This is a genomic window from Flavobacterium sp., from assembly GCF_043778725.1.
Taxonomy (GTDB): Bacteria; Bacteroidota; Bacteroidia; order Flavobacteriales; family Flavobacteriaceae; genus Flavobacterium.
The window spans coordinates 46,053-60,931 of the sequence record NZ_JAYWFT010000006.1 but is presented as its reverse complement, the minus strand read 5'-3'; the positions used below and the strand labels follow the sequence as shown (position 1 = coordinate 60,931).

Sequence of the window (14,879 nt, the reverse complement as noted above, 5' to 3'; positions counted from 1 at the left end):
AATTGAGGACAAGAAAAGAGTAGAAGAAGAGCGTCAACGTCTTGAAGTAATTAAAGCTAAAGCAGTAGTTTCTGGGCCTAAACAAGTTGGAAAAATTGATTTAGAACCAAAAGCTCCTGTCGCAACTAATAAGATTGAACCAGTAAAATCTCCAGAAGTAAAACTTCCAGAAGTTAAAGTTGAAGAAGTGAAAGCTCCTCAAATTATAATTCCAGAAGTTAAGATTGAAGAGAAAAAGAATCCTATTATTGAAAAAGCAACTCCCAAAGAGACAATTTCTATAACTCCAAAAGTTGAGAAAAAAGAAGAGAAGATAGAAAAGATAGAGAAAGTTGTAGTAGAAGAACAACCAGTAGTGGATGAAACACACACTACTCAATATCAAAATCTTTCTGGACCAACTTTAACCGGTCAAAAAATAGATTTATCACAATTCAACAAACCCAAAAAGAAAGTTGAAACTCCAAAAATAAATAGTGGTAGCAAGGTAAATCCGGATCCTAATAAAAATAAACGTAAAAGAATTCCGCCAAAACCAGGTGAAACTCGTCCAGGAACTCCAGGAGGAAATGCAACTGGTGGTCAAAATAGACCAGCAGGTACAGGTGGAAATAAATTTGTAGCCAATAAACCAGGTGGTGGTGGAGGTTTCCAAAAAGGAAATAGACCAGCAATTGTTCAAAAAGTTGAGCCTACCGAAGAAGAGGTTAAAAACCAAATTAAAGAAACTCTTGAAAGATTGCAAGGTAAAGGTTCTAAATCTAAAGCTGCCAAATACAGAAGAGATAAAAGAGATACGCACCGTCAACGTTCAGACGACGAGCAAAGAGCAATAGATGAAGGAAGCAAAACAATCAAAGTAACAGAGTTTGTTACAGTTGGTGAAGTTGCTACCATGATGGATGTGCCAATTACTAAAGTTATCGGAACTTGTATGTCATTAGGAATAATGGTTACTATGAATCAACGTCTTGATGCAGAAACGTTAACAATCGTTGCTGATGAATTCGGATTTGAAGTTGAATTTATAACTACAGATATTGAAGATTCAATTGAAGTTGTAGCAGATAGAGATGAAGATTTAGTTACTAGAGCGCCAATTGTTACTGTTATGGGTCACGTTGACCATGGTAAAACATCTTTATTGGATTACATTCGTAAAGAAAATGTTATCGCTGGAGAATCTGGAGGTATTACTCAGCACATTGGTGCCTATGCCGTACAGTTAGATAACGGACAAAAAATTACATTCCTGGATACACCTGGTCACGAAGCGTTTACAGCTATGCGTGCTCGTGGAGCTCAAGTAACAGATATTGCAATTATTGTAATTGCTGCCGATGATGACATCATGCCACAAACAAAAGAGGCAATTTCTCATGCACAAGCAGCTGGAGTTCCAATGATTTTTGCAATCAATAAAGTGGATAAAGCACATGCTAATCCTGAAAAAATAAAAGAAAAATTAGCAGCTATGAATTTGCTAGTTGAAGATTGGGGTGGAAAATATCAGTCACATGATATTTCTGCAAAAGCAGGAACAGGAGTTAAAGAATTGCTTGAAAAAGTATTGCTTGAAGCTGAAATTCTTGACTTGAAAGCTAATCCAAATAAACCTGCTGTAGGAACAGTTGTAGAAGCACAATTGGATAAAGGTAGAGGTTATATTTCTACAATATTAGTACAATCTGGAACTTTAAGAGTTGGAGATTATGTATTGGCAGGTAAAAATCATGGTAAAGTAAAAGCGATGCATGATGAAAGAGGAAACAATATTAAAATTGCCGGACCGTCAACTCCAATATCTATTTTAGGATTGGACGGAGCATCAACTGCTGGAGATAAATTTAACGTTTTTGAAGACGAAAGAGAAGCAAAACAAATTGCTGCGAAACGTACTCAATTAATGCGCGAACAATCAGTAAGAACGCAACGTCATATTACTCTTGCAGAAATTGGACGTCGTATAGCACTTGGGCAATTTAAAGAATTAAACATTATCCTTAAAGGTGACGTTGATGGTTCTGTTGAAGCGCTTTCTAACTCATTTGCAAAATTATCTACCGAAGAAATTCAAATTAATATTATACATAAAGGTGTTGGAGCTATTACTGAAACTGACGTTATGTTGGCTTCTGCATCTGATGCGATTATTATCGGATTTAATGTTCGTCCAGCTGGGAATGCAAGACAACTTGCCGATAAAGAAGAAATTGATATCAGAAACTACTCAATCATCTATGATGCAATTGATGACTTGAAAGATGCAATGGAAGGAATGTTATCTCCAGAAATGAAAGAAGAAATTACTGGAACTGCCGAAATTCGTGAAACATTCAAAATCTCTAAGGTTGGAACTATTGCTGGATGTATGGTTACAGACGGTAAAATCTTTAGAAATTCTAAGATTCGTATTATTAGAGAGGGTGTAGTAATATTTACTGGTGAACTTACAGCTTTAAAACGATTTAAAGACGATGTTAAAGATGTTTCTAAAGGTTATGATTGTGGAATTCAAATCAAGAATTATAACGACATAGAGCAACTGGATATCATAGAAGCTTACCAAGAAGTAATGGTTAAGAAAAAATTAAAATAGTAAATAAGTAAAAAAAATCCCGAAGTAATTCGGGATTTTTTTTGTGATTAAATTTATTTACCTGGCTTAATTAAAATTGCATTTGGATATTTTTTCTTTAAAACATTTAAATTCCGCTCAGCTTCAATTCTTGTTTTAAAATTTCCTACCCATACTTTGTATATTGGTGTGTTAAATACTATTGTAGCATCATAGTTTTTGTTCTCCTTTTTAAATTGAATTAACGTTTTTTTAGACTCCTCACTTGGGCCATTGAAAATCTGAATTTTATATCTATTATTTACTGTTAATGAGGAGTTTACTTTTCTTTTTTCGTTTAAAAGTTGCTCAAATTTTGGGTCTTGATTGACAGTAACACTTTGAGCTATAATAGTGTTAAAATTAAAAAAAATTAAAATAATAATTACTCGTTTTAGACCCTCTTTTTGTTTTAAAAATTTCATAATGGTTTGATTTTAATGCAAATGTAATACTTATAAGATAATGCGATATTAAAAAAATTATTTAGAATTAATATAAATTAATAATTAAGATATATTTAAGGTTTTGAGAATAGCTCATAAATCGTATTTTTGCTCAAGTTTTAAAAAAAGAGTATTGATGTTTTCTGATGATATAGAAAAAATCATACCACAATTTAGTCGATAATCATTTATAATATGAAAAAAGTGGGTAACCATAGTTCGATTTCTAGAATTTATTCATTTGGTTTAGCTTTAATGCTAACTATCTCAATTTCTTCATTTGCTCAAGAAACAGCTGCACCGGCTGCAACGGCTACTCCAGTCGCTGCTCCAACTGCAATGGCTCCTGCGGCAACTGCTGGAGGCGATGCGGTGAAAGGGAAAGAATTATTTAATGCAAATTGCGCAGCGTGTCACAACCTAGACAGGAAGATGACTGGTCCAGCGCTTAGAGGCGTTTCAGGACGTCACAAAAAAGATTGGTTTTATGGCTGGATTAAAAATAGTTCTGCCCTAATAAAATCTGGAGATGCGGATGCAGTAAAACTTTGGGACGAGTACAAACCAAGTGTGATGACTGCTTTTCCTCAATTATCAAACGCAGATATTGATAATATAATCGCTTACACTGATGAGGTGGAGAAAAAAGTTGATGTTGTTGCTCCAATTGATGTTAAAAGTGAAGAAGGTGGTTTGTCAAACACGGTTGTTCTTGGTGCGCTATCTCTAGTAATGTTAATGCTTGTTGTGATGTTGTTTCTTGTGAACAATGTTTTAACCAAGATTGCTAAAGCTAATGGTATTGAAAAAGCTAAGAAAGACGCTACGATGCCAATTTGGAAAGCATTCGTTAAAAATCAATTTTTGATGGTTGTTGCTTCAATAATATTTTTATTGGCAAGTGCTTTCTTTGTTTATGGATTCTTAATGCAGGTTGGTATTGATCAAGATTATGCTCCAGTGCAACCAATTCATTATTCACATAGAATTCACGCAGGTAGCAATGGTATTAATTGTAAATATTGTCACTCTTCCGCAAGAGTTAGTAAAAACGCTGGTATTCCTTCTTTGAATATTTGTATGAATTGTCATAAGAATATAGCAGAAGTTTCGGATACTACTGCAACAGCGGACCATTCAAAAGCTTTTTATGACGGTGAAATACAAAAATTGTACAAAGCAGTAGGATGGGATGGCACTAAATATACTGGTAAAACTGAGCCTGTGAAATGGGTTCGAATCCATAATCTTCCTGATTTTGCATACTTTAATCACTCACAACACGTTACGGTTGCAGGTATTGAATGTCAAAAATGTCATGGTCCAGTTCAAACCTATGAAGTGCAAAAGCAATTTGCTCCATTGACAATGGGATGGTGTATAGATTGTCACCGTAAAACAGAAGTTAAAATGGAAGGAAATGCTTACTATGATAAAATTCATAAAGAACTTTCCAAAAAATATAATGTAGACAAATTAACTGCTGCCCAAATGGGAGGTTTAGAATGCGGTAAATGTCACTATTAATCAAATTATTAAGAAGCTAATATTTATATACGATGTCATCTAACAAAAAATACTGGAAAAGTGTTGAGGAACTAAACGAAAATAGTTCTATTGTTGAGACGCTTAGAAATAATGAATTTGTTGAACAAATCCCAACGGATGAGTTCTTATCAAATGATTCGTTATCATCTTCATCAACTACTCGTCGTGATTTCTTAAAGTACGTTGGTTTTACAACTGCAGCTGCTTCGTTGGCTGCATGCGAAGGACCAGTTCACAAATCAATTCCTTATGTGGTTCAACCAGATACAATTATTCCTGGTGTAGCTGATTTTTACGCTACAACCATGTTTGATGGTTTTGATTTTGCAAATCTTTTAGTCAAAACAAGAGAAGGTCGTCCAATTAAGATTGAAAATAATACAATTCAAGGTGCAAGTTTTGCCGCAAATGCAAGAGTTCACGCTTCTGTATTGTCATTGTATGATAGTATGCGTCTAAAATCACCAAAGAAAGATTCTAAATCTTCTTCTTGGAGCACCGTGGATGCTGAAATTAAGGCTAGTTTAGCAGATGCAAAGACAACTGGAAAACAAGTAGTATTATTGACAAACACCCTAGCAAGTCCATCAACTGAAAAGTTAATTGCTGAATTCATTGCAAAAAATCCAACAGCTAAACATGTAATTTATGATTCAGTTTCTGAATCTACGGCTTTGGATGCTTTTGAAGCTGTTTATGGTGAAAGAGCTTTAGCTGATTACGATTTCTCTAAAGCTAATACAATAGTTTCTCTTGATGCTGACTTTTTAGGAGATTGGCAAGGTGGAAGCTACGATGCTGGATATGCTAAAGGAAGAGTCCCGCAAGCAGGTAAAATGTCTAAGCATTTTCAATTTGAGGCAAACATGACACTTTCTGGTGCTGCTGCTGATAAAAGAATTCCAATGTCAATTGCAAGTCAAAAAAATGCTTTAGTTAAAATTTACAATACTATTACTGGTTCTTCCGTTTCAGTTGGTAAAATTGAAAATGAGTCAGAAGTTGTAAAAGCTGCTAAACAATTAAAAGATGCTGGAACTAAAGGTTTATTAGTTTCTGGTATTCAAGATAAAAATGCACAATTATTAGTTATTGCCATCAATCAAGTTATAAAAAGTGAAGCTTTGTTAACTGCTGGTGCAAGATTAATAAGAAAAGGTTCTAACGAAAAAGTTGCTCAATTAATTGCCGATATGAAAGCTGGTTCTGTAAGAACTTTAATTATGAGCGGTGTTAATCCAGTATATACCTTAGCTAACAGTAGTGCTTTTGTTGAAGGATTGAAAAAAGTAAAAACTTCGGTAGCATTTTCTCTAAGAGAAGATGAAACTGCCGAAAAAGTTACGATTGCTGCAGCAGCACCTCACTATTTAGAATCATGGAATGATCATATGTTGACTAAAGGAACTTATTCTTTGGTTCAACCTACAATTCGTCCTTTATTTAATACAAAACAATTTCAAGAAGCTTTAATGTCTTGGAATGGTGTTGCAGGTTCTTATTACGATTACATAAAATCTAATTCTGTTGCATATACTGCAGGTACTACTTGGAATAAAGTGCTTCATGACGGATTATCTTTTTCTGGAGTAACTGCAATCGCTGGTGGAACTGCAGATTATGCAAGTGCTGCAAGTGCTTTGTCTCAGTCTAAGCCTATTCAAGGTTTTGAATTAGTATTGTACACTAAAACTGGTTTAGGTGACGGTCAACAAGCTAATAATCCCTGGTTACAAGAGTTTCCAGATCCAATTACAAGAGTTTCATGGGATAACTATATTACAGTTTCTCAAGCTGATGCAACTAAATTAGGTTTAGAAAATAAAATTGTTGCTAATGGTGGTCTTAACGGAAGTTATGTTACACTTACAGTTAACGGAACTAAATTAGAAAATGTTCCTGTAATTGTGCAACCAGGTCAAGCAGTTAATACTTTAGGTTTAGCTCTTGGTTATGGTAAAAAGGCTTCATTAAAAGAAGAAATGCAAGTTGGATTAAATGCCTATGCTTTTTATAATAATTTTAATAATGTTCAATCTGCAACTATTTCTAAAGGAAGTGGTGAACATGAGTTTGCATGTGTACAATCACAAAAAACTTTAATGGGTAGAGGCGATATTGTTAGAGAAACTACTCTTGAGATTTTCAATACGGCTAAAGATAGTAGAGAATGGAATCCCGTTCCTATGGTATCTTTAGACCACAAAGAGGTAGAGGCTACTAAAGTAGATTTATGGGAATCATTTGATCGTTCAATAGGACATCATTTTAACTTATCTATAGATTTAAATGCTTGTACTGGTTGTGGAGCATGTGTAATTGCATGTCACGCCGAAAATAATGTGCCAGTTGTTGGTAAAGATGAAGTAAGAAGAAGTCGCGATATGCACTGGTTGCGTATTGATAGATATTATTCTTCTGAAAATACTTTTGCTGGTGACAATGAGAAAAAAGAAAATTTTGACGGATTAGATTTAGTTGGTTTTATTTCTGGTAATGAAGAGACTAAAGGATCTTTAGGAGGTTTCAGAAAAATGGAGCATCCTGCGGATAATCCTCAAGTTGCATTCCAACCAGTAATGTGTCAACATTGTAATCATGCACCTTGCGAAACTGTTTGTCCAGTAGCCGCAACATCGCATGGTCGTCAAGGTCAAAATCAAATGGCTTATAACAGATGTGTTGGTACGCGTTATTGTGCTAACAACTGTCCATATAAAGTACGTCGTTTTAACTGGTTCTTGTATAACAAAAACAGCGAATTCGATTATCATATGAATGATGATTTAGGACGTATGGTTATCAACCCAGATGTTAACGTTCGTTCTCGTGGAGTAATGGAGAAATGTTCTATGTGTATTCAAATGACGCAAAAAACAATTCTTGATGCAAAACGTGACGGAAGAGAAATAAAAGACGGTGAATTCCAAACGGCTTGTTCAAACGCTTGTTCTACTGGAGCAATGAAGTTTGGAGATGTAAATGATAAAGAATCTAAAGTAACAGAATTACTTGAAGACAAAAGAATGTATCATTTATTAGAGCACGTAGGAACAAAACCTAACGTTATCTACCACGTAAAAGTTAGAAATACCTAGTTTAAAAAAGATTAATTAAGAAACAAGATAAAGGATTATGTCGTCTCACTACGAAGCACCCATTAGAAAACCATTAGTTATTGGTGATAAAAGTTATCACGATGTGACTGTCGATGTTGCCGCTCCAGTTGAAGGAAGAGCAAACAAACAATGGTGGACCGTTTTTTCAATCGCATTAGCAGCTTTCCTTTGGGGAATAGGTTGTATCGTTTATACCGTTTCTACAGGTATTGGTTCTTGGGGACTAAACAAAACTGTAGGTTGGGCTTGGGATATTACCAATTTCGTTTGGTGGGTTGGTATCGGTCACGCAGGAACATTAATTTCTGCTGTACTTTTACTTTTCCGTCAACGATGGAGAATGGCGATTAACCGTTCTGCAGAAGCAATGACCATTTTCTCGGTTGTTCAAGCAGGTTTATTTCCAATCATTCACATGGGTCGCCCATGGTTAGCTTATTGGGTAGTTCCAATTCCTAATCAGTTTGGTTCATTGTGGGTTAACTTTAATTCACCACTTCTTTGGGACGTATTTGCAATTTCTACGTATCTTTCTGTATCACTAGTCTTCTGGTGGACTGGTTTACTTCCTGATTTTGCAATGTTAAGAGATAGAGCAATAACTCCATTCAATAAAAGAGTATATTCAATATTAAGTTTTGGTTGGAGCGGAAGAGCTAAAGATTGGCAACGTTTTGAAGAAGTATCTTTAGTACTTGCAGGTTTAGCAACACCACTTGTACTTTCTGTGCATACAATTGTATCTTTTGACTTTGCCACTTCCGTAGTTCCGGGATGGCATACAACAATCTTTCCACCATACTTTGTGGCAGGAGCAGTTTTCTCAGGATTTGCAATGGTAAATACTTTACTTATTATTATGAGAAAAGTATCTAAACTAGAAGCATATATAACAGTTCAACATATTGAATTAATGAATATTGTAATTATGATTACAGGTTCTATAGTTGGTGTTGCCTATATTACAGAATTATTTGTTGCTTGGTATTCAGGTGTAGAATATGAACAATATGCTTTTTTAAATAGAGCTACTGGACCATACTGGTGGGCATATTGGTCAATGATGACATGTAATGTTTTTTCACCACAATTCATGTGGTCTAAAAAATTAAGAACTAGTATCATGTTCTCTTTTATAATTTCAATTGTTGTAAATATTGGTATGTGGTTTGAACGTTTCGTAATTATCGTAACTTCATTGCATAGAGATTATCTTCCATCTTCATGGACAATGTTCTCACCAACATTTATTGACATCGGAATTTTTACAGGAACTATTGGATTCTTCTTCGTATTATTTTTATTGTACGCTAGAACATTCCCAGTAATTGCCCAAGCAGAGGTTAAAACTATTTTGAAATCTTCTGGTGAAAATTACAAAAGAGAAAGAGAAAAACAAGAGAATAATCATTCAGATAAACATTAATATTTGTTATGAGTAGTAATAAAGTTATACACGCTATATACAATGATGATGATATTTTGATGGATGCTGTAAAGCAAACTAGAAAAGCACATCATCATATTGAAGAAGTTTTTACTCCATTTCCTGTTCACGGATTGGATAAAGCAATGGGGTTAGCACCAACAAGATTAGCAATTTGTGCATTTATTTATGGATGTATTGGTTTAACGGTTGCAACAACAATGATGGATTATATTATGATTCAAGATTGGCCTCAAGATATTGGAGGAAAACCAAGTATGAGTTATATTCAAAACATGCCAGCTTTTGTGCCGGTTATGTTTGAGATGACTGTATTTTTTGCAGCGCATTTAATGGTAATTACTTTCTACATGAGAAGTAAATTATGGCCATTTAAACAAGCTGAAAATCCGGATGTAAGAACAACAGACGATCACTTTTTGATGGAGGTAGCTGTAAATGATAACGAAGAAGAATTAACTTCTTTTTTGAAGAATACAGGTGCAGTTGAAGTTAAAGTAATTGAAAAGCACTAAAGAGACATGAAAAGTATATTTAAAATATCATTTGTATTAGCGTTAATACTATCTTTATCATCATGTAAAGACAGTAATTCACCTAACTATCAATACATGCCAAACATGTATGAGTCAGTGGCTTATGAAACTTATTCAGAGTCAAATGCATTCAATTCAATTAATGCGAAATCTGAAAATGGAAAAGAAGGGCAATTGCCTCCTGTTGGTACTATTAAAAGGGGTTATGTACCTTATGAGTATGCAAATACTCCTGAATCTTATGTGGCGGTTAAGGCAGCAAATTTAAAGTCTCCAATTGATCCAACTAAAGCAGATATGAAAAAAGCACAAGAACTCTTTGAAATATATTGTGCTATTTGTCATGGAAATGCCGGAGACGGAAAAGGTAAATTGGTTACTCAAGGTAAATTCTTAGGTGTTCCTAGTTATGCCGATAGAATAATTAACGAAGGAAGTATTAATCACGTCATTAATTTTGGTTTAAATTCGATGGGTTCTTATGCAAATCAATTAAATCAGGATGAGCGTTGGTTAGTAGCAGCTTATGTGATGAAGCTTAAAAGTGAATTATAATTGTAGAACAAACAGATTGTTATAGATATGTACACATTTTCAAAAAGTTTAAAAAACACAGCACTTGTTCTAATGATTTTAGGATTTGCAGGTATAGTGTATGGTTTTTTATCTACTCCAAATACTATTGAAGAAGTAGAAAAAATAGTAGCAGAAAGCCATCATGGTGGTCATAAAGTTGAAGCTACTGCTCACAACACACACGAGGCTGAAGCTAAGCATGAAGTTGCAGAAACTCCAGTTACTGAAAAAATTGTAGAACCTAAGACTGATTCTATATCTAATTCAGAAAAAGATACATCTAAAGTTGCATCTGCACCAGTTGTTGAAGAAAAAATTGAAAGTTCTCACAATGAAAAAGCTGTAGAAGTAACTGCCGTTGATGCAGAGAAAGAACATAAAGAACATGTAGAACATGTTTTTCATCAATTGCAAAATAAACCATGGGCTGCTTTGTATGTAGCATGTATTTTCTTTATGTTGGTTTCATTAGGTGCTTTAGCATTCTATGCAATTCAACAAGTTGCTCAAGCAGGTTGGTCTCCAGTTTTGTTTAGAGTTATGCAAGGTATAACTGCTTATTTACCTGTAGGATCAATTTTATTTTTAGTTATATTAATTGTTACCGGTACCCATGTTTTCCATTCCAACAATCTTTTTGTGTGGATGAAAGAAGGTGTTACCGAAGTAGGTAATGCAAATTATGACAAATTAATTGCAGGAAAATCTGGATATTTAAACGTTACTTTTTGGTTAATTAGAGCTATAGTTTTCTTAGCTGGATGGAACTTATACCGTTATTTATCAAGAAAAAATTGTTTGGCACAAGATGAATCCAATGATAATACTTTTTACAAAAAGAATTTTAAAATGTCAGCTGCATTCCTAGTTTTCTTTATTGTTACAGAATCTATTATGTCTTGGGATTGGTTGATGTCATTTGACCCACATTGGTTTAGTACTCTTTTTGGATGGTATGTTTTTGCAAGTTTCTTTGTAAGTGGTATCACAACAATTTCAATGGTAACATTATATTTAAAATCTAAAGGATACTTAGAAAATGTGAATTCAAGTCATATTCACGATTTATCTAAATTTATGTTTGGTATCAGTGTTTTCTGGACTTATTTATGGTTTTCACAATTTATGCTTATATGGTATGCAAATATTCCAGAAGAAGTGACTTATTTCAAATTTAGAATTGAATACTATAATTTACCATTTTTTGGTGCTGTAGTTATGAATTTTATTTTTCCAATATTGGTTTTAATAAATACAGATTTCAAACGTATTGCTCCAATTATTGTTGGTGCTGGAGTTGTAATTTTATGCGGTCACTATATAGATTTCTTTAATATGGTTATGCCAGCTACAGTTGGCGATCAATGGTTTATTGGTGCTTCAGAAATCGGTTCAGTATTATTCTTTTTAGGATTGTTTATTTATGTTGTATTCTCTGCATTAACCAAAGTGCCGCTTACACCAAAACGTAATCCATTCATTGAAGAAAGTAAACATTTTCATTATTAATATTTAAAGTAAACAACAAATGACAAGTTTATTAGTACTTCTTGTTTTAGTTTTATTATCTGTTGCATTGTGGCAACTAACTAAAATTTTTGATTTAACTCAAGTAGGTAAAACAACCAATAATTCTCAGGTTGCAGACGATAATGATAATAAAGTAAATGGTTACTTAATGTTTGCCTTTCTAGGTTTTATATACATTATTACTATTTTTTGTTTTATTAATTATGGAAAGTTTCCTTTAATGAGCAATGCAGCATCTGTTCACGGAAAAGATGTTGATCAACTAATGTGGATTTCAATGCTGCTGATTTTTGTAGTTCAAACAATTACGCAAGCGTTACTTCACTATTTTGCGTACAAGTATAGTGGAAAGAAAGGTCAAGTTGCTTCATATTTTTCTGACAACAATAAATTAGAATTCATTTGGAGTTCAATTCCTGCCATAGTTCTCGCAGTTTTGATATTTTTCGGATTGTACTCTTGGACAGATATTATGTTTGTAAATGAGAAAGAAGAGAAACCAATTGTCATTGAAATCTATGCGCAACAATTTAAATGGACTGCAAGATATTCAGGAGAAGATAATGTTTTAGGAAAAGCGAATGTTAGGTTAATCGAAGGTGTAAATACTTTAGGTGTAGATTTATCTGATCCTAATGCACAAGATGATATTGTAACTGATGAATTACATTTGCCTAAAGGTAAAAAAGTTGTTTTCAAAATCCGTTCTCAAGACGTATTGCATTCAATGTACATGCCTCATTTTAGAGCTCAAATGAATTGTGTTCCTGGTATGGTTACTCAATTTGCTTTTACTCCATCAATGACTACTACACAGATGAGAGAAACTAAAGAAATGACTGAAAAAGTTGCTAATATTAACAGAATTAGAGAAGAAAAAAGTAAAATTCTAGTTGCTGATGGTAAAACGGCTTTGGATCCCTATACTTTCGATTTTTTACTTTTATGTAATAAAATTTGTGGTGCATCTCACTATAATATGCAAATGAAAATAGTTGTAGATACTCCAGATGAATATAAGTCTTGGTTAAAAGGAAAAACAGGATTAGTTCAAACTGTTAAAACTGCTGCTGAAGATGATGCGAAAGCTAAAGCCGCTGAAGCTAATCCAGCAAAAACTGATTCTACAACAGTAAAAAAAGATTCTACTTTAGTTGCTGTAGTAAAAATCAAATAATAAAAAATATAATATATTTTATAATATGAGTCACGCACACGATAATCACGCACAAGATCATCACGATGATCATCATGAACACCACCATAAGGATACTTTCATTACTAAGTATATATTTAGTATTGACCATAAAATGATTGCCAAACAATATCTATTGACGGGAATAATAATGGGTGTTATTGGTGTTGGTATGTCTTTACTTTTTAGACTTCAATTGGCTTGGCCTGAGCAGTCTTTTAAGGTTTTTAGTTTCTTTTTAGGAGAAAAAATGGCTCCTGATGGAATCATGACAAACGAGGCATATTTATCTTTGATAACCATACATGGAACCATAATGGTGTTCTTTGTATTAACAGCTGCATTAAGTGGAACCTTTAGTAATTTATTAATACCACTTCAATTAGGCGCAAGAGATATGGCTTCGGGATTCCTTAATATGGTTTCTTATTGGTTGTTCTTTACTTCAAGTGTGATAATGGTTTCTTCATTATTTGTTGAATCTGGACCAGCATCTGCTGGTTGGACAATTTATCCACCTCTAAGTGCATTGCCTCAAGCTATTTCTGGTTCTGGTCTTGGTATGACGCTTTGGTTAGTTTCTATGGCAGTCTTTATTGCTTCCTCTTTGATGGGTTCATTAAATTATATTGTTACGGTTATTAATTTAAGAACTAAAGGAATGTCAATGACTAGAATGCCTCTTACAATTTGGGCGTTCTTTGTAACCGCTGTTATTGGAGTTATTTCTTTTCCAGTATTATTATCTGCTGCTTTATTATTAATTATGGATAGAAGTTTTGGCACTTCATTTTTCTTGTCTGACATTTATTTAGCAGGTGAAGTATTGAATTATCAAGGTGGTTCACCAGTATTATTCGAACACTTATTCTGGTTCTTAGGACATCCTGAAGTATACATCATTTTATTACCTGCATTAGGTATAACATCCGAAGTAATTGCTACAAATTCTCGTAAACCAATCTTTGGTTACAGAGCGATGATTATGTCAATTCTTGCAATTGCATTTTTATCTACAATTGTTTGGGGTCACCACATGTTTATTTCTGGGATGAATCCATTTTTAGGTTCAGTATTTACATTTACTACATTGTTAATTGCAATTCCTTCTGCTGTTAAAGCATTTAATTACATAACAACTTTATGGAAAGGAAATCTTCAACTAAATCCTGCAATGCTTTTTTCTATTGGTTTAGTTTCTACTTTTATTACTGGAGGATTAACAGGAATTATTTTAGGAGATAGTACATTAGATATTAACGTTCATGATACTTACTTTGTTGTAGCTCACTTTCACTTAGTAATGGGTATATCTGCACTTTACGGAATGTTTGCTGGTATTTATCACTGGTTTCCAAAAATGTTTGGAAGAATGTTAAATAAAACATTAGGTTATGTTCACTTTTGGGTAACCGCAATTTGCGCTTATGGTGTCTTCTTTCCAATGCACTTTATTGGTATGGCTGGTCTTCCAAGACGTTACTATACTAATACTAATTTCCCATTGTTTGACGATTTACAAAATGTTAATGTTGTTATTACAATGTTTGCTTTAATTGGTGGTGCATTTCAATTGGTGTTTTTATACAACTTCTTTTCAAGTATTTTCTACGGAAAAAGAACAGTTCAAAATCCATGGAGATCTAATACACTTGAGTGGACTGCTCCAGTTGAACATATTCACGGTAACTGGCCAGGAGAAATCCCTGAAGTTCACAGATGGCCTTACGATTATAGTAAGCCAGGTCATGATGAAGATTTCGTTCCTCAAAATGTACCGATGAAGCCAGGTGAAGAGGTTTTACATCACTAAGACATAAAATAAATATCAAAATGCCTTTCTTAATTGAGAGGCATTTTTATTT

The 14,879-nt window shown here is 33.7% G+C and carries 10 protein-coding genes; 9 read left to right on the top strand and 1 reads right to left on the bottom strand.

All coding sequences use genetic code 11. The annotated features are described in order from the left end of the window. The coding region (gene infB, locus ACH2CG_RS01375; RefSeq protein WP_395061443.1) for a translation initiation factor IF-2 at positions 1-2,599 on the top strand (2,599 nt) is incomplete at its 5' end. Between the two features lie 53 nt (positions 2,600-2,652). Here the strand turns inward: infB and ACH2CG_RS01370 are convergent. Next, a complete protein-coding gene (locus tag ACH2CG_RS01370; RefSeq protein ID WP_395061441.1) occupies positions 2,653-3,042 on the bottom strand; it encodes an SPOR domain-containing protein in 390 nt (129 codons plus the stop codon). A 216-nt stretch (positions 3,043-3,258) separates the two neighbouring features. Between ACH2CG_RS01370 and ACH2CG_RS01365 the strand changes: the two genes are divergently transcribed. The 8 genes from ACH2CG_RS01365 to ACH2CG_RS01330 are packed head-to-tail and all read left to right on the top strand — an operon-like array spanning position 3,259 to position 14,827. Continuing rightward, on the top strand, positions 3,259-4,590 hold the full coding sequence (locus tag ACH2CG_RS01365; protein WP_395061439.1) for a c-type cytochrome: 1,332 nt from the start codon (positions 3,259-3,261) through the stop codon (positions 4,588-4,590). A gap of 32 nt (positions 4,591-4,622) precedes the next feature. Continuing rightward, positions 4,623-7,709, top strand: coding sequence for a TAT-variant-translocated molybdopterin oxidoreductase (locus ACH2CG_RS01360; protein ID WP_395061437.1), 3,087 nt, complete (start codon positions 4,623-4,625; stop codon positions 7,707-7,709). A gap of 37 nt (positions 7,710-7,746) precedes the next feature. Further along, the gene (gene nrfD / locus ACH2CG_RS01355; protein WP_395061435.1) at positions 7,747-9,156 is read left to right on the top strand and encodes an NrfD/PsrC family molybdoenzyme membrane anchor subunit; all 1,410 of its coding nucleotides are present in this window, start codon (positions 7,747-7,749) and stop codon (positions 9,154-9,156) included. Between the two features lie 8 nt (positions 9,157-9,164). Further along, on the top strand, positions 9,165-9,692 hold the full coding sequence (locus ACH2CG_RS01350) for a DUF3341 domain-containing protein (protein ID WP_395061433.1): 528 nt from the start codon (positions 9,165-9,167) through the stop codon (positions 9,690-9,692). A 6-nt stretch (positions 9,693-9,698) separates the two neighbouring features. Then, positions 9,699-10,268 (top strand): c-type cytochrome, encoded by a 570-nt coding sequence (locus tag ACH2CG_RS01345; protein WP_395061431.1) that lies wholly within the window; start codon positions 9,699-9,701, stop codon positions 10,266-10,268. 27 nt (positions 10,269-10,295) lie between these two features. Beyond that, positions 10,296-11,798, top strand: coding sequence for a quinol:cytochrome C oxidoreductase (locus ACH2CG_RS01340; protein ID WP_395061429.1), 1,503 nt, complete (start codon positions 10,296-10,298; stop codon positions 11,796-11,798). 19 nt (positions 11,799-11,817) lie between these two features. Further along, complete coding sequence (locus tag ACH2CG_RS01335; protein ID WP_395061427.1) at positions 11,818-12,996, top strand: cytochrome c oxidase subunit II; 1,179 nt, start codon at positions 11,818-11,820, stop codon at positions 12,994-12,996. Positions 12,997-13,021: 25 nt separating this feature from the next. Further along, a complete protein-coding gene (locus tag ACH2CG_RS01330; protein ID WP_395061425.1) occupies positions 13,022-14,827 on the top strand; it encodes a cbb3-type cytochrome c oxidase subunit I in 1,806 nt (601 codons plus the stop codon). Positions 14,828-14,879 lie beyond the last annotated feature (52 nt).